The organism is Plantibacter sp. lyk4-40-MEA-4 (assembly GCF_030209415.1).
GTDB lineage: Bacteria > Actinomycetota > Actinomycetes > Actinomycetales > Microbacteriaceae > Plantibacter > Plantibacter flavus_A.
The window spans coordinates 79,604-99,056 of sequence record NZ_JARVSA010000004.1 but is presented as its reverse complement, the minus strand read 5'-3'; the positions used below and the strand labels follow the sequence as shown (position 1 = coordinate 99,056).

Annotated in this window: 18 protein-coding genes, 1 tRNA gene and 1 pseudogene; 11 read left to right on the top strand and 9 right to left on the bottom strand. The window is 67.3% G+C overall.

What is annotated here, in order from left to right:
• Window positions 1–99 precede the first annotated feature (99 nt).
• The 4 genes from QRN44_RS08665 to QRN44_RS08650 all read left to right on the top strand — a co-directional run bounded on the left by QRN44_RS08665 (window position 100) and on the right by QRN44_RS08650 (window position 3,634).
• Complete coding sequence (locus QRN44_RS08665) at window positions 100–1,233, top strand: DNA polymerase III subunit delta' (protein ID WP_137243700.1); 1,134 nt, start codon at window positions 100–102, stop codon at window positions 1,231–1,233.
• A 9-nt stretch (window positions 1,234–1,242) separates the two neighbouring features.
• Window positions 1,243–2,868, top strand: a complete 1,626-nt coding sequence (locus QRN44_RS08660) for an alpha/beta hydrolase (protein WP_083397144.1) — start codon at window positions 1,243–1,245, stop codon at window positions 2,866–2,868.
• 19 nt (window positions 2,869–2,887) lie between these two features.
• Window positions 2,888–3,523 (top strand): TetR/AcrR family transcriptional regulator, encoded by a 636-nt coding sequence (locus tag QRN44_RS08655; RefSeq protein ID WP_175117477.1) that lies wholly within the window; start codon window positions 2,888–2,890, stop codon window positions 3,521–3,523.
• 35 nt (window positions 3,524–3,558) lie between these two features.
• Window positions 3,559–3,634, top strand: a tRNA-Thr gene (locus QRN44_RS08650).
• 186 nt (window positions 3,635–3,820) lie between these two features.
• Here QRN44_RS08650 and QRN44_RS08645 read toward each other — a convergent pair.
• From QRN44_RS08645 to QRN44_RS08625, 5 genes are all read right to left on the bottom strand, one after another.
• On the bottom strand, window positions 3,821–4,348 hold the full coding sequence (locus tag QRN44_RS08645; RefSeq protein ID WP_285039043.1) for a tyrosine-type recombinase/integrase: 528 nt from the start codon (window positions 4,346–4,348) through the stop codon (window positions 3,821–3,823).
• Window positions 4,299–5,432, bottom strand: coding sequence for a DUF418 domain-containing protein (locus tag QRN44_RS08640; RefSeq protein WP_285038883.1), 1,134 nt, complete (start codon window positions 5,430–5,432; stop codon window positions 4,299–4,301). Before QRN44_RS08640 ends, QRN44_RS08645 begins: the two co-directional genes overlap by 50 nt.
• A gap of 9 nt (window positions 5,433–5,441) precedes the next feature.
• Window positions 5,442–6,353 (bottom strand): class A beta-lactamase, encoded by a 912-nt coding sequence (gene bla / locus QRN44_RS08635; protein WP_285038882.1) that lies wholly within the window; start codon window positions 6,351–6,353, stop codon window positions 5,442–5,444.
• A gap of 115 nt (window positions 6,354–6,468) precedes the next feature.
• A complete protein-coding gene (locus QRN44_RS08630; protein ID WP_285038881.1) occupies window positions 6,469–7,167 on the bottom strand; it encodes a CPBP family intramembrane glutamic endopeptidase in 699 nt (232 codons plus the stop codon).
• A gap of 63 nt (window positions 7,168–7,230) precedes the next feature.
• Complete coding sequence (locus QRN44_RS08625; protein WP_285038880.1) at window positions 7,231–7,968, bottom strand: MerR family transcriptional regulator; 738 nt, start codon at window positions 7,966–7,968, stop codon at window positions 7,231–7,233.
• A 107-nt stretch (window positions 7,969–8,075) separates the two neighbouring features.
• On the opposite strand from QRN44_RS08625, the gene QRN44_RS08620 reads away from it, so the two are divergent.
• From QRN44_RS08620 to QRN44_RS08600, 5 genes and pseudogenes are all read left to right on the top strand, one after another.
• Window positions 8,076–8,321, top strand: a complete 246-nt coding sequence (locus QRN44_RS08620) for a hypothetical protein (protein ID WP_285038879.1) — start codon at window positions 8,076–8,078, stop codon at window positions 8,319–8,321.
• Window positions 8,322–8,406: 85 nt separating this feature from the next.
• Window positions 8,407–9,066 carry a hypothetical protein gene (locus tag QRN44_RS08615; protein WP_285038878.1) on the top strand — a complete coding sequence of 220 codons (660 nt, stop codon included), beginning with the start codon at window positions 8,407–8,409 and terminating at the stop codon, window positions 9,064–9,066.
• Between the two features lie 377 nt (window positions 9,067–9,443).
• The gene (locus tag QRN44_RS08610) at window positions 9,444–9,839 is read left to right on the top strand and encodes a hypothetical protein (RefSeq protein ID WP_285038877.1); all 396 of its coding nucleotides are present in this window, start codon (window positions 9,444–9,446) and stop codon (window positions 9,837–9,839) included.
• Between the two features lie 259 nt (window positions 9,840–10,098).
• Window positions 10,099–10,959, top strand: coding sequence for a CPBP family intramembrane glutamic endopeptidase (locus QRN44_RS08605; RefSeq protein ID WP_285038876.1), 861 nt, complete (start codon window positions 10,099–10,101; stop codon window positions 10,957–10,959).
• Window positions 10,960–11,238: 279 nt separating this feature from the next.
• Window positions 11,239–11,805 (top strand): annotated as a pseudogene (locus tag QRN44_RS08600) (aldo/keto reductase); the annotation flags it as partial.
• Between the two features lie 50 nt (window positions 11,806–11,855).
• Here QRN44_RS08600 and QRN44_RS08595 read toward each other — a convergent pair.
• Window positions 11,856–13,493 carry an ATP-binding protein gene (locus QRN44_RS08595; protein ID WP_285038875.1) on the bottom strand — a complete coding sequence of 546 codons (1,638 nt, stop codon included), beginning with the start codon at window positions 13,491–13,493 and terminating at the stop codon, window positions 11,856–11,858.
• Between the two features lie 268 nt (window positions 13,494–13,761).
• On the opposite strand from QRN44_RS08595, the gene QRN44_RS08590 reads away from it, so the two are divergent.
• Window positions 13,762–14,289 (top strand): PaaI family thioesterase, encoded by a 528-nt coding sequence (locus tag QRN44_RS08590; protein WP_285038874.1) that lies wholly within the window; start codon window positions 13,762–13,764, stop codon window positions 14,287–14,289.
• Between the two features lie 27 nt (window positions 14,290–14,316).
• Window positions 14,317–14,991, top strand: coding sequence for a suppressor of fused domain protein (locus tag QRN44_RS08585; protein ID WP_285038873.1), 675 nt, complete (start codon window positions 14,317–14,319; stop codon window positions 14,989–14,991).
• On the opposite strand, the gene QRN44_RS08580 is transcribed toward QRN44_RS08585, so the two are convergent.
• The 3 genes from QRN44_RS08580 to QRN44_RS08570 are packed head-to-tail and all read right to left on the bottom strand — an operon-like array spanning window position 14,965 to window position 19,435.
• Window positions 14,965–16,326 (bottom strand): glycoside hydrolase family 125 protein, encoded by a 1,362-nt coding sequence (locus tag QRN44_RS08580; RefSeq protein ID WP_285038872.1) that lies wholly within the window; start codon window positions 16,324–16,326, stop codon window positions 14,965–14,967. The genes QRN44_RS08585 and QRN44_RS08580 overlap by 27 nt on opposite strands.
• Window positions 16,314–18,587 carry a glycoside hydrolase family 3 N-terminal domain-containing protein gene (locus tag QRN44_RS08575; RefSeq protein WP_285038871.1) on the bottom strand — a complete coding sequence of 758 codons (2,274 nt, stop codon included), beginning with the start codon at window positions 18,585–18,587 and terminating at the stop codon, window positions 16,314–16,316. Before QRN44_RS08575 ends, QRN44_RS08580 begins: the two co-directional genes overlap by 13 nt.
• Window positions 18,584–19,435 (bottom strand): carbohydrate ABC transporter permease, encoded by an 852-nt coding sequence (locus QRN44_RS08570; RefSeq protein WP_064294677.1) that lies wholly within the window; start codon window positions 19,433–19,435, stop codon window positions 18,584–18,586. Before QRN44_RS08570 ends, QRN44_RS08575 begins: the two co-directional genes overlap by 4 nt.
• Between the last annotated feature and the right edge of the window lie 18 nt (window positions 19,436–19,453).

The following is a 19,453-nucleotide window of genomic DNA, read 5'->3' as shown; positions in this document are numbered from 1 at the left end:
CGCACACCTGTCCGGTCCCTGAGCGCACAACGTCCCGGTCCCTGAGCCTGTCGAAGGGCCCCGCCGGCTCACGTCGGTGCCGCCCGGTATCGTAGACGCATGGCTTCCTGGACCGACTTGACGGGTCAACGCGACGCGATCGAGCTCCTCCAGTCGGCGTCGGACCCGGTCACGCCCAAGGGTCTCACCCACGCCTGGCTCATCACCGGGCCGCCCGGTTCCGGTCGCTCGACCCTCGCCTACGCCTTCGCCGCCGCGCTCCTCAGCCGCGAGCCCGGGGGCGACGACGTCACCCGTCGTCAGGTGGAGGCGCGCACCCACCCCGACCTCTCCGCGCTGAGCACCGATCGCGTGATCATCACGATCGACGAAGTCCGCGACCTCGTCCGGAACGCCTACCGCGCGCCGTCCGTCGGTCGCTTCCGCGTCATGGTCGTCGAGGACGCCGACCGCATGACCGAGCGCACCTCCAACCTGCTGTTGAAGTCGCTCGAAGAGCCGCCGAGCAGCACGATCTGGGTGCTGTGCGCGCCGAGCGAGGCCGACCTGTTGCCCACCATCCGGTCGCGCGTCCGCTCGGTCCGCCTCGGCGTCCCCACCATCGACGACGTCGCGGAGCTGCTGGAACGGCGTGACGGCGTGGCGCCCGAGCTCGCCGAACGCGCCGCCCGCGAGGCGCAGAGCCACGTCGGCATGGCCCACCGCCTCGCGACCGACCCCGGCGCGCGGCAGCGCCGTGAGTCCACGCTCCGTGCCGTGCTCGACATCCGGAGTGCCGGTCAGGCGGTCGTCACCGCTGGGCGCCTCCTGGAGCTGGCGGGCGACGATGCGAAGGCGTACACCTCGCTGCGCGACGAGGCCGAGCGGGAGAGCACCCTGCGCTCGCTCGGCGTCGAGCCCGGTCAATCGGTCCCGCCGGCCCTCCGCTCGCAGGTGCGGGCGATGGAGGAGGACCAGAAGCGGCGCGCCACCCGCAGCCTGCGTGACGGCCTCGACCGGATCATGGTCGACCTGCTGTCGCTGTACCGCGACATCGTGCTCCTGCAGCTGGGGCACGACGCCACGATCATCAACCGTGAATTGCGTCCGGAACTCGAGGAAGCCGCTCGCCGGACGACGCCTGCGGTTACGATCGAAACCTTGGAGGCGATCTCCGTCGCCCGCACACGAATCGAAGGGAACGTCGCCCCGGCGCTGGCCTTGGAGGCCATGCTCGTGTCGGCGGTCCGGTAGGGAGCCTCTGTGACTTCGCCCAGGCAGCAGCCGTCGGACTCGACGGGATCGACCGGTGCGCCCCGTCGCAGGGGTCCCGGTGCGCGCCGTACGGCGCGGGTCGCCCTGGTGGCCGGTCTCGCGGTCGCGGCGCTCACGCTGAGCGGGTGCGTGACGGCCTTCCTGCCGCCGAAGGCCGCCGAGCCGACGACGTCGTCCTCGTCACCGGCGACGAGCGACGTCGACGCCGAGCTGAAGCCCTTCTACGAGCAGAAACTCGACTGGAAGACCAGCGGCTGTGCCGATGGCTTCGAGTGCGCCACGGCGAAGGCGCCCATCGACTGGGACAACCCCTCGGACGGCGAACTCTCCCTGGCGCTCGTGCGGCACCAGGCCACGAACGGCAAGCCGATCGGTTCGCTCTTCATGAACCCCGGCGGCCCGGGCGGTTCCGGTTACAGCCTCGTCGCCGACAGCCTCGATTTCGCGGTCGACAAGGACCTCCAGGAGAACTTCGACGTCGTCGGTTTCGACCCCCGCGGTGTCGGGAAGTCGACGCCGGTGAAATGTCTGACCGACTCCGAGATGGACGCGTACCTGTACGACGTCACGCCGGGGAAGCGCGGTTCCGACGAGTGGATCGCCGCGAACGAGAAGGCCGCGAAGGACTTCGGCGACGCGTGTGCTGAGGAGACGGGCAAGATGCTCGAGTTCGTCGACACGCAGAGCGCGGCGAAGGACCTCGACATGCTGCGCGCGGCCGTCGGCGACAAGCAGCTCTACTACCTCGGGTACTCGTACGGCACGTTCCTCGGAGCGACCTACGCGGAGCTCTTCCCGAAGAACGTCGGGCGCCTCGTGCTCGACGGCGCGATCGACCCGTCGACGTCGAACTTCGAGGTCGTCAAGGAGCAGGCCAAGGGCTTCGAGAGTGCTCTGCGCGCCTACCTCGAGGACTGCATGACGGGCAAGGACTGCCCGTTCAGTGGCTCGGTCGACAGCGCGATGACCGAGATCAAGACGCTCCTCGACGAGGTCGACGCGAACCCGATCCCCGGTGACGACGGACGTGAGCTGGGCGGCAACACGCTGCTCACGGCGATCATCTACCCGCTGTACCAGGCCGATGCCTGGCCGTACCTCAGCCAGATGTTCGACGAGGTCATGCAGGGCGGGACCGACATCGCGTTCCAGTTCGCCGACGGCTACAACGGTCGCAACGAGTCCGGCAAGTACGCCGACAACCAGACCGAGGCCTTCAATGCGATCAACTGCCTCGACTACAGCTACGACGACGACAAGACGAAGATGGCCGACGAAGCGAAGCAGCTGGAGGAGGCGGCTCCCGTGATCGGCGAGTACATGGCCTACGGCGACACGTTCTGCGCCAACTGGCCGTACCAGACGCGGACCGAGCGTGGGGAGATCCACGCGAAGGGCGCAGCGCCGATCCTCGTCGTCGGGACGACGAACGACCCGGCCACGCCGTACGTCTGGGCGCAGAACCTCGCGGAGCAGCTCGACAAGGGTCAGCTGATCACCTACAAGGGTGAGGGTCACACCGGCTACAACAAGGGCAGCGACTGCGTGAACCAGGCGGTCGACCAGTACCTCATCGACGGCACGGTGCCGTCGAAGGACCCGATGTGCAGTTGACGGCGGGATCCTGATGACCATGACGGCGCCGGCTGAACTCGGGCTCCGCGAGCGGAAGCGGCTCGCGACGCGTCGGGCGATCCAGCACGCGGTGCTGACGCTCGCGAGTGAGCAGGGGCTCGAGAACGTGACGGTCGAGGAGGTGAGCCGTCGGGCGGAGGTCTCGCCGCGGACCTTCTTCAACTACTTCGGGACGAAGGAGGAGGCGCTGATCGGCGACATCCCGCTGATCCCGGACGGCGACGCCCTGCACGCCTTCCTGACCGCCGGGCCCGCCACCGACGTGCTCACCGATCTGGGGGAGCTCCTGGCCCGGACCGTGGGGGACGCCGACGAGGACGTCGAGATCCACCATCTCCGCAAGGACGTGCTGCGCGACCACCCACACCTGCTGGGTGCGCGGATCGCGAGCATGCGCGGCTTCGAGGAGGGCCTGTACAAGGTCGTCGAGCGGCGGGTGCTGAACGACGACCCGACGCTCGCGGAGGACGCCGAGGCACTGTTCGACCGCTGCTGGATGGTGACGATGGTGGGCTTCGCCGGCCTGCGCCACGCGTGGCGTTGCTGGGCTGATGCGCCGACCCCCGGGTCCCTCGCCGAGCGGATCCGTCGTTCTTTCGCCGAGCTGTACACGACGGTCCAAAAGCTGCGCTAACATGGATACTCGTGCGCCGGGCGACCAGCGCACGCGCCGCCCTAGCTCAGTCGGCAGAGCATCTCACTCGTAATGAGAAGGTCAAGGGTTCGATTCCCTTGGGCGGCTCCATCAGCTTCACCCGGCCGTTGCCCTGGATCACCCAGGTCAGCGGCTTTTTTCTTGCCGCCTATAGTCGCGCGCTCCTCCCCGAATCTGCGGGACAGGTGAGGGATTCGGTGTCCTGTACCGCAACGCGTACAGCAACGCGTACAGCAACGGCGGTGGATCGGAGCGGACCACGGTGGACCGGGACGCTCACTTCAGCCCCGAATCGTTGACGTCGAGCGCACTGTTCATGGCCTCCGACGCGCTCCGGAGCGTGGTGGGCGCAACGTGTGAATAGATGTCTGATGTGATGGCCATATTGGAGTGGCCGAGCACTTCCATGACGACTCGCATCTGCACTCCCTGCGCGAGCAGCAGCGACGCACAGGTGTGACGCATGTCGTGGAAGCGGATCCGGCGGACGCCCGCTGCCGCGATGTCTTTGTCGAAGGTGCGCCGCAGGTTGCTCGGTTCGATGGGCGTACCAAGAGTCGTGGTGAAGACGAGACCGGTCTCCGCCCACCCCTCACCTGCTGCTCGGAGGTCGGCTTGCTGAATGCTCGCACGAACGCGCAGTGCGGTAGCTGTCTTTTCGGGCAGGGGGAGCGTGCGTTTCGATCGTGCCGTCTTGGTCTTTCCTTGAACGTGGGCGTGTGGGTTGAGATTGTCTGCTTCTCGGGGCGGTGGCTCAGGATGCTGGTTGTGCGGTAGTGCCTTCCTGTTGTCGTCTGCTTCCAGGGCGTTTCCACCAGGTGCCGGCTCGCCAGACCCACTCGATGGGTCCGTACGAGTGCGTGCGCAACCACAGGCGCGAGAAGGTCGACTGGATTGCGATGACGGCGAGACTGGCGAGAACCACGGGCAGGATGCTGGGCATGGCGGGGAAGTCGATGAGGCGGGAGAGGAGGAAGAAGATCGCTGCGGCACCCACGTAGTTGCTCAGTGCCATCCTGCCGAGGGGATCGAAGACAGCGGCCAGAGGTCTGCGAAGGCGGGTGCGCCACAGCAGCGCGAATCCGGTGACGTAGAGCCCGGCGAAGATGATGCCGAAGGCTCCGCCGATGGTGAAGCGGGGATCCCAGGGCTCGGTCGACTGCCAGAGCAGTGCGGGCACCGCCAGTGAGAGCAGAATAGCGAAAGGCAGGACGATGGCACGTCCGCCGTTCTCGAGTGCTCGCGGGAGCCCGAACGCTGCGCAACCGGAGCCGAGGAGTATCAGGCCGAGAAGTGTCGGGGTGCCGCTTCCGAGGAACACGAGAGCCGCTATCGTCGCCACGCCACCCAGAACAGTTACCGCGATAGGAGGTGCCAGCAGGATGACCGGCAGCGCGACGAGGCCGATGATCCCGTACTCGAACAGGATGTTGTCGGGGTAGATGAGCGCGAGGGCAGCGCCGATCAGAATCAGGCAGAGCATCCGCCGTAGCGTCATCGCCCAGGGGCGATGGGATCCGGTGCGACGTCGGGCGGAATCCAGTACGAACCGGAAACTCATACCGAAGAGGAACGCGAAGATCGGAACGAATCGTGTCTGCACGAAGAGATCGAGGATCACGCGTGTCGGCTCCGGTTCACGAAGCTGACCCGCAGTGGCCAGGCGGGAGCCCACCTCGGTGATATCGACACTGTTCACGAGCAGGATTCCCGCGAGCGCGAACCCCCGGATGCTGTCGATGAGTGCCCAGCGGTGCGAGGTCAGTGACTGTCGAGGGGGCTGTTGTTCCATGATCGATTCAATCTGTTGCGCGCGCGCCTCATCCCTTTCGAGGACGATGGTGCTCGGTTGCGAGGTGTCTGTATTCGTGTCCGCGAATAGCTCCACGGGACCCTTCTAGAACTCGGCGAGTAAGTCGCGTGCAACGCGCTCGACGACCTCATCGGTGTAGGCAGCGGCGGGATCCTTCGTGGCCGTGAGTATCGCGATGTAGATCTGCTCACCTGATTCGGTGGTCACCACGGCGACGTCGTTGCGCACGCCTCCGGCCCCTCCGGACTTGTCGGCGACGGTCCACCCCGAAGGCGCCGCAGCACGGATGAGGGCGTCACCGGTCGCGTTGCCGGTCATCCAGTCCAGGAGCGTCTCACGAGAGCCCTGCTCGAGCGCGTCACCTTCGAAGATGGTCTTCAGATTCGTCGCGAGAGCCAATGGCGTGCTGGTGTTCTGGTCACTTCCGGGGACGATGGCGTTGAGCTCGGGCTCATACTCAGTGACGACGGTCGTCGGGTCTCCCAGCGCGCGGAGGAAATCCTGGACACCTGATGGGCCGTCCAACGACTCCATCACGAGGTTGGCGGCTGTGTTGTCGCTGTCGCGCACAGCAGCTTCCGCCAGCGCATCCAGGGTGAGCCCGTCGTCGAGGTGCTCGGAAGTGAGCGGCGAGTATCCTGCTACATCGAGCTGGGCCTGCGTCCAACGGACGATCGTCTCGCGCTCTTCGACTGGCGTGGAAGCCAGCAGGGCAGCAGCGACGAAAACCTTCATCGTCGACGCGTAGGGCATCCGCGCCTCGCCGTTGTATTCGACGACCTGTCCGCTCTCTCCGATGGCGACGGCGCCGACCGTGACGGCGAACTCCCCTTCGATCCTGCCTATCTTGGCGGCGATCTCAGCACTGGTCTGGGGACGTGGAGAAGCGGTTCGATCGCTTTGCGGGGGAGCGCCCCCATCCGAGATGCCGCTGCAACCCGCCGTTGCTAGCACCGCGGTCACCGCCAGCACCGCGAATGCCGGCATCTTCTTCATCGCTCTACTTGTCATGGTCGTTCCTTTCGCGGCACTCATGAGCCTTGCGTGCTCTCATCCCGTCGCTTCGCTTGATGATGGTCGACGGACCGTGTACTTCTCCTGCGGATTTAGGTCAGCTGAACGAGTAGAGGGTCAGGAAGGCGGAGTTGTAGACGATGTGCAGTACGACGCCGGGCCAGATCGACTTGGTACGAACCATGAGCCACCCGTTGACCAGGCCGACGAGGAGAGCTGACGGGAACACGAGGTTGATGCCGTGCCAGACGGCGAAGATCAGCGCGCTCACCACGATGGCGACCCCGCCACCCCAACGCTCGAAGAAACGGGTCAGGATCCCGCGGAACAACAGCTCTTCACCCAGCGGCGTCAGGACAGCTCCGAAGAAGATGGTTCCCACGAGCGCGAGGATTCCGCCGGACGCCGCCGCACGCAGGATGTCTTGAGAGTCATCCACACCAGGGAAGAGGTGCTGGATCACCGTGTCGAACGTGAAGATGACTGCGAAGCACGCGGCCGCCAGAAGTACGGCGATCAGGAGCCATCGCGGGCTCACCCGGCGAACTCCGAAGGCGGGGAGCTTACGAATACGGGAGAGGACGACGATCGCGAACACGAGGATCGGCGCTGCACCCGAGAACACGAGTCCGACAAGGCCCTCCAATGCCGGGGTCGGCGCGGGGAAGAGCCCCAGCAGCACGATGCCGACGCCATAGACCAGCACGGCGACTACCAGCGCGATGATCAGCTCGGTCCACTGCGGTCGACGTTCAGTGTCGGGCCGGGCTTCCATTTTCACGGTGTTGTTCTTCATGGACGTCATTGGATACCGTGCCCTCGGGGCAGGGTCAAGCGCGCAGCGCCGGGCGATGATCCATCACACCGTTTGATCGTCTGCCGCGCCAGCCTTTCGGACGATCTCGTTCGCGCGCGCGAGAGCGCGCAGCTGGCCGTGGTTGAAGGCATCGACGACCGCAGAGGAGAGTGCCTCCTGCGCGAGATTGCCCTTCGTCCGCTGAGCCGATCGCAGATCAGCAGCCCACGGGAACCGTTCCCGGTGGGCCGCCATCGACACCGCGAGGAGCTGTGCGACATCGTCGACGGCCCTGTCGTCCGACTCGTCGGTGAGGGATTCGAACGGTTCGCTCGCCTCATCCGGCTCGTTCAGGAGGTCGCCCGTGTCGTGGAGCGCCGTCTCGTTCAGGACGCGGGAGTACACGGTGAGCAACCCGCGATAGTGCTCCGGGAGGCCGTCGGCGGAGTGCGCGAACGGCGTGGGCGTGTCGAGCGGCGCGCGGTATCGCAGGAGGAGGGCGAGTTCCGCGCGCACGCGCTGCAGCCGTTCGATGCTCGCCTCGAGTTCGGCATCGAGGACGGCGATGGACGCGTCCGTGTCGAGCGTGCTCGTGGCCAGCGCGCGGATCTGCGCGAGGGAGATGCCGAGATCGCTCATCCTCTTGACCTGCAGGAGCCGCACCAGGTGGGAGGTCTGATACTGCTTGTAGCCATTGCGCGCGCGCTCCGGCTCATCGAGGAGCCCGACCTGATGGTAGTGCCGGACCGTTTTCACCGTCGTGCCGGCCAGATCGGCCAGCTGCTGCGTGCTCCACGCCATGCGGTTCTCCTCCGTCTTCGATCTCAATACCAGCAGATGCCCCAGGGGCAGAGTCAAGCGAACGGATGACTTGACTCGGCCCCAAGGGCACGGTGTCCTCTCGATCCATGAAGAAATTGAGTGCCGCCCTCGCCGTCCTCGCGGGTCTCGGAATCCTGATCGCCGTCTCCTTCACCCTGCACAACAGCAACCCGAACGTGCTGCGCTTCCTCCCCGACCCGATCACGAACTTCATGATGGACCACGGTTGGGTGTCCTGGATCGGGACCGCGGTAGGCGCGATCGCGATTCTGTCTCGGCTGTATGTCGAAGGTCGAATTGAAAAGGCGCAATCGCGTCGTTCCGCTCAGTAGCCTGCCGGTCAGCTCGGCTGAGAAACCCCACTGAGATCGCGACGACGATTGACCCTGCCCCTGGGGCACGTCCGACACTCACAACATGCACAACACTGACGACACGAACCACAATTCAGCGGCCGCCACGGCCCCTAACGGGCCCCGCGCTCTCGATCACCCCGGAGCTCGCTCGGATTCGCCCCCCAATCAAAGCCTGGAGTTTGAACTGCAGGCGATGCTTGAAAGCGGGACCTTCAGATACACGTTGACCCTGGATCGTGTAGACCCGGCAGATGTCGCGACGGAAGATAAGAAGTCCTGGACCGCGAGGCTGGGGGAGAGCGTGACCAGCGGTGAGTTGAGAGGCCTCCTTGTTCTCGGTCGAAACCGCTCCCTTGGTTACCGGCCGGGTTTCTCGCTGATCGAGGTTGACGAGACCGCGTGGGGAGGCCGCCCAGGAAAGATGGTATCGGCGGTGGCCGAGGCCCCGGCGACTTGGCGTCTGGGGCCCGTGGCTGCGATTCGCGCGTTGCAATCGCCTCTCGCGGTGGAAGACGACGGTATCTTGCACGTCAGCGGCTCTCTGGTGCGAGTTCTACGCGTCACGCTAGATACGGCGGTTGCGACAGTCGCCCTCGGAGGGCCCGCGCATCGCATCATCTTCGAGAGCGGCGGCCAGGTCACATCGCTCGAGCTCGAGCCGGCCGAGGTCAATCCCGCGGAGCTGGACTGGGACCGCCTGCCAGAAGAACCGCTGTGGTGAGCGACAGAGCACGTCACCACGGCAGCAACGACCTGAAGAGGCTCCGCTCGGTACGAGCCTCCGTGAAACGTCGTAGTCCACGAGCGATACGACCTCCCAGGATGCATCCTCCGACACCAGCCGGACCCGTTCGAGCCGCCGGTGTGACGAGGACGCCGTAACAACCGCGCCAAAACAGTCCCGCTCCGCGCGTGACAACTGGCGAGCTGCCAGACACCACCAGTGCACACCAGTTCCACAAGTCGGCGATACACGCAACCTGCGGCAGGAGTGCCAGACGTCACTCACGGATCGCTGACTTGACCTTGCCCCAAGGGCACCCCGTTAACTCGGAACTGACGACGTCCAGTTCATCTCACTCTTCGACGAAGGCCCTTGTGAACGTATTCGATAACCTGCTTACCCTGCTCCAGGGACTAGCCACCCACGTTCCAGGCCTACTGCAGCCCGTGATCATCGCGGTGGCCGGCACTATTCCGTTTGTGGAAGGCGAATTCGCCTCCCTGATCGGAGTATGGTCGGGCATGCACCCAGTGATCGCCGGGTTGGCCGCGGCGACCGGAAACTTTCTCTGCGTCGCCTTCATCGTGGTCTTCGGAACTCGCGTGCGCGAGATGCTGCTTGCACGCCGCGCCCGGAAAAGCCCCGTTGCGCCTTCAGCCACCCGGCCACCGCGAGAATCAGCAGGCCGCCTGCGGTTGCGGCGCTACATTCGGCGCTACGGGGTGCCGGGAGCCAGCCTCCTCGGGCAATTTCGCCGGGTGACGGTATGAGTGCAAGTCAACCGAAGAGTTCGCCGTCTCCCAGCGCACTCGCGCTTCCACCAACCATCTCAATTCGCATCAACGGCGACACGATCGAGTCCAAAGAAGCGCGGACCGCACGAGCCCCCCGGGACCTCCGACCATCTCTCCGATCCACAATCAAACGAGAACAGACGGAATGATGACTCACTCCCCAGCCACCACATCGAGCGCCTTAGGCTCGCCGACGAAACCCTCGCGGTTTGAACCTCGCCCAGTCCCACCCGGTGTGGAATATCAGCGCGTCCTCGCCGGTGACCAGCGTCGTATCGGGCGTGGCATCATTGCGATCATCCTGCTGGTCGGGGGGATGTTCGGCATGACGCTCGGGGCGGTGCAGATCGCGTTCCGACTCGACGCCGCTCTCGGACTGAGTGGGTATACCGCGAGCATTCAGGTCGCAGCGATGCTCCCGATCGCGCTGTCGATTCCGTGGAGCATGTTCCTACAGCGGTGGCTTTACGGGGTTCGAGCCGCATCGTTGACCTCCGTGCTGAACGTGTTCCGCACCGCGGTTTTCGGCAAGGCCATGCTTGTCGTCGTCCCGCTCTGGACGATCAACCTCGTCATTTCCAACCTTGTGATGGACAATGCCACTACCACGTGGTCAACCGCCAGCTTGGCATCGATTTTCCTCGTCACCCTTCTCCTGACGCCGCTTCAGGCCGCCGGCGAAGAGTACGGGTACCGTGGCCTGGTCTTCCGGATCGCAGCAAGCTGGGCAAAAGGTCCGCGAACGGCCCTTCTCATCGGCATCCTGGTCTCCAGTGTCGTCTTTGCCGTCGTTCACTTCTCCACCGATCCCTGGGTGAACCTCTACTACGTCGTCTTCGCATCCACCCTCGCGGTCATCACGTGGAGGAGCGGTGGACTAGAGATAGGTATTGTCATCCACGCGGTGAACAACACCCTTGGGTTCCTCATTCTTCTTGTACTTCATGCCGACTTCACCGCCGCGAACGACCGCTCAAACGGCGTCGGATCGGCCATCATGCTGCTCCCCTGTACCCTGCACATCGCCCTCACCGCGTGGGTCTGGTGGCAGACGCGAAGCTCCGGACCCGTACGGACACGGGTCCAGCGCACATGACCGGAAGCAAGTCTTGGCCGGTTGTGAAGTCGTGGCTATCTGGCGCCCCAGATGCACGGATCGCACGATCCGTCGCGTCTCCCTCCGCCGTCTGGTGCGGAAGATCTGTGTCAGAAAGCAGTGCTAGGCAGTCGGCTCCAGTCGAGAATGTCCACGTCAAGGGGCTGTTGACTGAAGTTCGAGAGGGGTCAGCTGGCGGCCGTGCTCGATCTGGCTCCGGCCCACATCGTCACCAAGAGCCGTGGCGCCGATAGTTGACGCCGCGGCGTCGACGAGGAGACCCCGGTCGAGGAGACGATGCAGGCGCTCGACGACATCGTCCGAGCGGGGAAGGTGCGCTACCTCGGCGCCTCCTCCATGTACGCCTGGCAGTTCGCGAAGCTGCAGACGGCCGCAGCGGTCCACGGGCTGACACCTTTCGTCGCGATGGAGAACCAGTACAACCTGCTGAAACGCGAAGAGGAACGGGAGATGATCCCGATGTGCGCGGACACCGGCGTCGGCCTCACGCCGTACTCGCCGAACGGTAAAGGACGGCTCGCCCGGCCGCGCGGTGCAGCCACGGACCGCTCGAACATCGACGAGGTGGCGAAGGCGTTCGACACGGACGCCGACGGCCCGATCATCGACGCCGTCGAGGAGATCGCCGTCGAGCGAGGCATCCCGATGGCGCAGGTCGCACTCGCCTGGGTCCTGCGGAACCCGACGGTCGCAGCTCCCATCATCGGTGCCACCAAACCGGCACACCTCACGGATGCCGCCGCCGCGCTCGACGTGCAGCTGACGGACGACGAGGTCGCCAGGCTCGAATCGCCCTACGTGACGCAAGCGCCCTTCTGGTGGTGACCCTTCCTCGACCCGGTTGCCTCGGCGACTGAGACGCCTCGTCGGCGGTGTCAGCCGGCCGAGCGGTTCCGGCGGGCCAGCGGGAGTCGGACGATGAAGGTCGTTCCGGGGTCTCCGGTGGCGAAGGCCTCGATCGTGCCGCGGTGCGCCTGCGCGATGGATCTGGCGATGGTGAGCCCGAGGCCCGAGCCGCGGATCGTCTCCTCGCGCACGTTCCCGGCTCGGTGGAACCGTTCGAAGACCCGGGTGAGTTCGTCCGCCGGGATGCCGATCCCCGTGTCGGTGACGCGGATGATCGCATCCACGCCGTCCGAGCGCACGCTCAGGAAGATCTCGCCGGCGCGGGTGTAGGTCACCGCGTTGTCGAGCATGATCGCGAGCAACTCCCGGAGACGTGCTCGATCCCCGACGAACTGCAGCGTCGGCACGGCAGCGGTGCGCAGCTCCACGGCGTCGGGCAGGCCGAGCCGTCGTCGCTCGTCGGCCGCCTCCAGCACGATCGCGCTGAGGTCGACGGGTTCGTCGGTGATCTCCAGGTGGGGTGCGCTCGCTGCGAGGAACTGTTCAGCCAGACGCCCGAGATGATCGGCGCTCCGGCGGATGACGGCGAGCTGGGCCTGCACCCGGGGTGCGACGCCCGCGTCGTCGTCGAGCATGTCGAGGTACCCGAGGATGCTCGTGAGCGGTGTCCGGAGTTCGTGGCTCAGGCTCGTCAGTGACTCGGTGCGCATCCGGACGGCCTCGGTGAGCTCGGTCACGTCCTGCGCGACCAGGAGGGTCCCGTTCGGCCTGCCGTCCGCGTCGCTGACCGTTCGACCGTTCGCGACGAGGGCTCGTTGCTTGCCGGGAGGCCCCACCCAGTAGAGGAAGTCTCGGACGTCCTGTCCATCGAGGACGCGCAGGACCGGTTGGGCCTCCACCGCCAATGGGGTGACACCGTCCGCCGCCCAGATGAGACGGGCGCCTCCGGTCGACGCGTCGTAGCCGGACAGCGTCGCGAGTTCCACCGCGAGTCGGTTGTTGAGGATCTCGTCGCCGTGTTCGTCGAAGAAGACCAGTCCGACGTTCACCTCGTCGGCCACGGAGCGGAGCATCACGGCCAGCCGGTTCTGCTGCTCCAGGGCTTCGACTTTCGCCTGGCCCTCGGCCCGCACGCTCGCCTGAGCGCGTTCGAACCGTTGCGACTGCAGGCCGACGGCGAGGATGACCAGCACCAGCAACGTGGTGAGCGCGATGAGCTCGCTCACGTCCTGCGTGCTCACGGGCCCCTCGCCGTACAGCAGGCTGGGCAGCCAGATGACGAGCACGCTCCCAACGAGAGCGAGGACGACGCCGAGGCGTCCGAAGCTGTAGGACAGCCAGAGCACGGGGAAGGCGAGCAGCACGATCGAGGCGCCGAGGACGGGGGACACCGCGTGGTTCACGAGTCCGACGACGGCGAGGTCCGCGCTGACCAGGGTGAGCGCCCACGGGCGCGCGATCCGTTCCCACGGAAGGATGAGCGTCGCGACGAGTGCGAGTCCCATCACAGCCCAGGCCAGTTGGAGCTCGGTGATCTGGAGGACGGCAGGACTGGTGATGCCGACGATCGCCGTGACGATCCCGACCCCCAGCGCCAGCGGCCCCTGGCTCCGGCTCAGCAGGCCGAGCCGCGGGTGGCGCTCCGTGCCTTCGATCCAACGTGGCATCGGGCCTCCCAGGTGTCCCGCCCGGTGTCGGGCCAATTCACTGTATCGCCGTCGCGACCGATGGGCGGCGCCCTCGATCCATCTCATCCGAGCGGCGGTGGACGACGGGGATGTGCAGGCCGTCGATGAGGACGATGACACGGGTTCGTGCGAGGGGGTCGGCCGAGGCCGACATGTCCAGCCACCTCCGATCGGGCGGTCCTGGAACGGCTGTGCCGCGGTGCCGGAGCGATACGATCAGCTCACCGATCGCGTCGAGGGAGCCACGATGACTGAACGTACAACCGGACCGGTGTCCGAGGTCCGCTCGAAGACGATCGAGTACCGCGCGCCCGAACGGGACGCGAAGGCGGTGTTCTCGCGCTCCGGGATCGAGCAGCTGCGGGCCATGGCAGCGGGGGAGGCCGCCGACCCACCGATCAGCAGCCATGTCGGACTCCGGGTGGCGAGCGTCGAGGAGGGCGACGTCGTCATGACGGCAGAGCCGGACGAGTCGCACTACAACCCCATCGGCTCGGTGCACGGCGGCTTCTTCGCGACCGTCCTCGACTCCGTCTGCGGTTGTGCGGTGCACTCCACGCTCCCAGCGGGCGTCGGCTACACGACGCTGGAGTTGAAGGTGTCCTTCCTGCGACCGGTGACGGCCGAGACCGGCACCGTGACGGCGCACGGCTGGGTGACGAAGGGCGGTCGCAACGCCGCCTTCGTGGAGGCCGACCTCCGCGACGCCGACGGACGGGTCCTCGCGACCGCGTCGAGCACCTGCCTCATCGTGCGGCCCGACTCCGGTCGCTAGACGCACACCCCGCCTACACTCGTCCGCATGGGCTTCTTCCGACGCAAACGCCAGCAGCCATCGACGCCGCCCGCCGCGCCCGATGCCGCGGCGGCCGTCCCAGCCGATCTCGACGACCTCGACGAGCGGGGATGGGACGCCGTCACGCAGGCGGTCTCGCAGCACTACCCCGGGGCCCGTGAGTTCCACGTCGCGTATTCGCCCGGACTGCACTTCGGTTCGGCCCTGCAGGGGTGTTCAGCGCTCCCCGGGCCCGACCACTGGTTCTACGTCACCTACGGGCTCACGGAGCTGTGGGGCAAGGACTCCGACGATCCGACAACCAGTGGCTTCGGCTACGAGCTCACGATGCGCGTGCGCCGGTCACCGACCGACGAGACCCCGCCTGAATGGCCGTACCGTGCGCTCGTCGTGCTGGCGCAGTACGTGCGCAGCGGACCGCAGGAGCTGTGGTTGGGGGATCGCATCCGACTCGCGAACGGCGTGACCGACGACCCCGACGGCGCCCTCACGACGCTCGCCGTCAGACTCGACCCGGTGGTCGAACCCATCGAGACGCCGAACGGCCGGGTCGCCTTCTGGCAGGCCGTCGCGCTGACCGACACCGATGTCGAGGAGGCGAAGCGGTCGACGACGGACGAGGTGCTGGAGCGTCTTGCAACGGACAACCCGCTCTTAATCACCGACCCGGAGCGCCGCTGAGTCGTCAGGCGAACCGCGTCGGTCGAATCGCGTCGGGCGGGATCGCTCGTCGTCCACGACGGTGAGGGCGAGTTCGCAGAACATCGATTCGGCCCAGGAGAACCAGGGGCGTGAGAAGACGGCGGGATCATCGACGTCGATGCTCTCGTGCACGCGGCCCGTTCCGGCATCCGTGTCGGCGATCATTCGCAGCAGACGGCGTCGGTCGGCCGGGGTGCCCACCAGTCCTTCGACGGCGAGTGCGATGGGCCAGACCCGCCGATCACGGGTGTGCGGACTGCCGACGCCGCGCAACACCGAGCCCTCGAACCAGTACGGGTTCGCCGGACTCAGTACGACGTCGTGCGTGGCCGCCCAGACGGCCGGATCGAGGACGGTCGGTGCGATCAGGGGGAGCGAGAGCAACGACGGCGTGTTCGCGTCGTCCATGATGAGGCTGCCCCCGAGCCCGTCGACCTCGTACGCGTAGATCGGGACCCCGCCCGGCCCGGGAACGATCCCGTGCGCCCGGACGCCCGCGACGAGCTCGGCGGAGAGGGCGCGGGCGTCGTCGGCCAGGGTGGCATCGTCGAGCACCTCGGCCGCGATCTCGGCGAGCGCGAGCAGTGCTTCCGCGGCGAACAGGTTGGCCGGGATGTTGTACCCGTAGGTGCAGGCGTCGTCGGACGGGCGGAAGGCACTCCAGGTCATGCCGGTCTCCGCGACGGGGGAACCGCGGCCACCACGGGACAGCGTCTCCGCGGGGATGGTGGTCGTCCGCTCGAACCGGTACGGGGAGGTGTCGTGCTGCTGCTCGGCGCGAAGCTGATCGACGACCGTCCGCAGGACCTCGGGTGCCGGGGCGTCGAGGAGGAATCCGGTCCGTCCCGTCTTGCGCCACAGCGCGTGAGCGAGGGTGACCGGGTAGGCGAGACTGTCGACCTCGTACTTCTGCTCCCAGACCGCCGGATCCTCGCACACGTCCTCGGGGTCGTAGTGGGCGCCGGTCGGGCCGTCGTTGAACGCGTTCGCGTAGGGGTCGTGGGCGATGAACCCGAACTGCCGTCGGATCACCTGCTCCACGAGGTCGGCCAATTGCCCGCTGTGCTCGACGAACCGCAGATACGGGGTGAGCTGGGTCGTCGAGTCGCGGAGCCACATCGCCGGGATGTCGCCCGTGATGACGAACACCCGTCCCGCCGGATCGACGCCGACGGTCTCGGTGAGCGTGGCGAGCAGCGCCCGGCCGACCAGGTCGCCGATGCGGCCGTCGGTGACCCGTCCCACCTCCTCGGCGGCGTCGGCGAGGAGCTCACGGGTGCGGGCGTCCGGGGTGAAGGGGGTCAGTGTCCCCATCCGGTGTCTCCTTCCTCATCGGTGATCCGCACGACGAGGGCGTCGGACGGAGGGTCGTGGCTCGGGGCCGTCCAGGCGACCACCTCCGCGGGAGCGGGCACCGGACGACCATCCGCCCAGGACCCGAGTCCATCGAGACCGAGGGTGAACGCGACTGCGGCCGTCGACCGGGCAGCGACCTCGACCCGTTCGACCGCGAGCACACTGCGACGTCGCGGACGGATGCCGAGCTCATGGCGGCGGCCGTAGAGCGCCACCGGCAGGGAGACCGCCCGATCGGTGTCGTTGACGAGGTCGGCGGTCAGCGTGACCGTGCCTCCCTCGCGCAGCTCCTGCGTGGTGAGCGTCGCTTGGACGGGACGCAGCCGGACCGACACGTCGTGGGTTCCGCTGCCGAGCAGTCTGCCCACGGGATGTCGGGCGTCGACGTAGCCGCGGGCCGTCTCTCGACGCTCGTCGTGCGCGACGGGCCACACGCCGTCGGCCGAGGGGAAGGTCGCCGGGAGCAACCCGCCACCGACGCCGGTCGCGAGGACGTCGACGATCGCCGCACCACCGTTCGGGCCGGGGAACGGGGCGACGATCAGTGCGTCGGCCAGCGCGACGACTGGCTCGAGCGGGCGCGGGCGGCCGTCGATCAGCACGGCGATCACGACGGGGACGGCTGCCCGAGCGGCACGGAGGAGGTCGAGTTGCGACTCGGGTAGGGCGAGTCGCGCGAGGTCGACACCCTCGCCGTTGGTGGTGTCGGGAGCGGGGCCGTCGACGGCGCCGTTGTCGGCGAACTCGTCGTCGTAGCGTCGTCGACTCGTCCCACCCAACACGACGACCGCGGCGTCCGCCCCGGACAGCGCCGCGTCCACCTGTTCCGCGGCGTCACCGGGAAGGCGGGAACGGTGCGAGGCGCCCTGCGCGTATCGCACGTGGCCCGTACCGTGCCGTGCCTCGAGTGCGGATCGCACGGTGGAGGCCTGCGGGTCGTCGTCCGGCCGCGGCGGCGTGTAGTCACCGAGCTGGGCTTCGAGATCGTCGGCGTTCGGGCCGATCACGGCGACGACCGCGGACGCGGAGAGCGGGAGGACGCCATCGTTCTGCACGAGGACGCAGGACTGCGCCGCCGCGCGGTGGGCGAGTTCGAGGAACTCCCTCGGAGAGCGACCTTCGGCCGGACCTGCGACGGCGTGTTCCGGCTGCGCTTCCTCGAGCAGGCCGACACGCCGCTTCAGCGCGAGGACCCGGTCGGCGGCGCGGGTCACGAGCGCCTGATCGAGGAGTCCGCGTTCGACCGCCTCCTCCACGTGCGTGAAGGCCTCGTCCCACAGGCTCAGATCGACCCCCGCTGTGATGGCGAGTGCCGCGGCGCTCGCCGGATCGGGCGTACTGTCGCGCAACCGGTCCACCGCCGTGCCGTCGGCCATGACGATGCCCTCCCATCCCCAGTCCTCGCGGAGGACCCCGGTCAGGAGGTCCGCGTTGGCACTGCACGGGACACCGTCGATGTCGTTGTACGCCGCCATGAACCCGGACACGCCGGCCCGAGCAGCGACGTACGCCGGCCGCAGGTGGATCTCACCGAGCTCGCGGCGTCCGATCGGAGCACCGGATCCGTTCCGGCCGCCGATGCCCGCACCCTGCCCGGCGAGGTGCTTCGCGACCACGGCGATGCGGTCGTGGGCGAGCCGCCCGTGCGGGTTCCGCCCCTGCATGCCCCGCACGGTCGCCTCCACGAGCAGCGCCGCCAGCGCCGGATCCTCGCTGAAGCACTCCTCCGCACGACCCCAGCGCGGATCCCGCAGCACGTCGAGCCCGGAGACGAGCGCCACGTGCGTGCCTCGCGCCCGGGCCTCGGCGGCCACCTCGGCGCCGAGGCCTTCGACGAGGTCGACGTCCATCCCGGCACCGAGTGCGAGGTTCACCGGGAGCGTGGTGCCGCCGAGCGCCATGAGGCCGTGCGGGACCTCCTCGACGAAGAGCGTCGGGAGGCCGGACCCGCGGGTTCGGACGACCTCCTGCACCGCCGCGTAGGCCTCGGCGCTCCGTTCGGGTGGGACGCCGTCCTCCCACCGCACCTGCGACCACGGGTCGGCACGCAGGACGCCGTAGATCGCGCCGATCCCACCCCACCGGTCGACCTCGCGCCGGAGCACGTCGGTGACCCGTGGGGCGCCGTCGACCCATTCGACGGCCTCCCACCCCTTGAGACGCTGGTTGATCTGGCCGACCCGCTCGCGCAGGCTCAGCTCGGCCGACGACCGCGTCATCCCTTGACCGCTCCCGACACCAACGCCTTCTGCATCTGCTTCTGGAGGACCGTGTAGACGAGGTAGACCGGAAGCAGGGTGAGCAGGGTTCCGGCCATGAGGACACCGTAGTCGGTGCCGGCGTCGACCTTGAGCGTCGGCAACGCGACCTGGATCGTGCGTTGGGCGGTGTCGGGGCCGATGAGGATCAGCGGATAGAGGTAGGCGTTCCAGAACGACAGGAAGTTCAGCAGGAGCACCGTGGCGATGCCGGGGATGCAGATCGGGAGATACACCTGACGCAGGACCTGCAGGGTGGATGCGCCGTCCATGGACGCGGCCTCCTCGAGTTCGCGCGGGATGGTCCGCATGAACGCGGTGAGGATCACGATCGACAGCGGGAGCGCGGTGGCCGGGAGCAGCAGCACGACGAAGGTGCGGGTGTGGAACAGCCCGACGGCGGCGGCGAGGAGGAACGTCGGGAACAACGCCGCGAAGGCGGGGATCAGGAAGCCGAGGTTGAAGACGTTCTCGATGACCTTCCCGAGCCGGCCCTGCGCCCGTGCGAGCGCGAACGCCGCGGGGAGGGCGAGCAGCAGGGTGAGCACGAGTGCACTGACCGTGGTGAGCGCCGAGTTCGCGATCGCGAGCCCGAGGTCCGCCTGCCGGAACGCGGTGGCGAAGTTCGAGAGGTCCCACGACGTCGGCAGCGCCAGCGGCGACTCGAAGATCTCCTCGTTCGTCTTGAAGGACGACGAGATGAAGTAGTAGAAGGGGATGAGCAGGATCGCCGCGTACAGCCAGGCGAGGGTGCCGCTCGTGAGGGACCCCAACCGATCACGGAGGGGGAGGACGGTGCGTGATGCCATGAGAGTCTCCTTGATCCG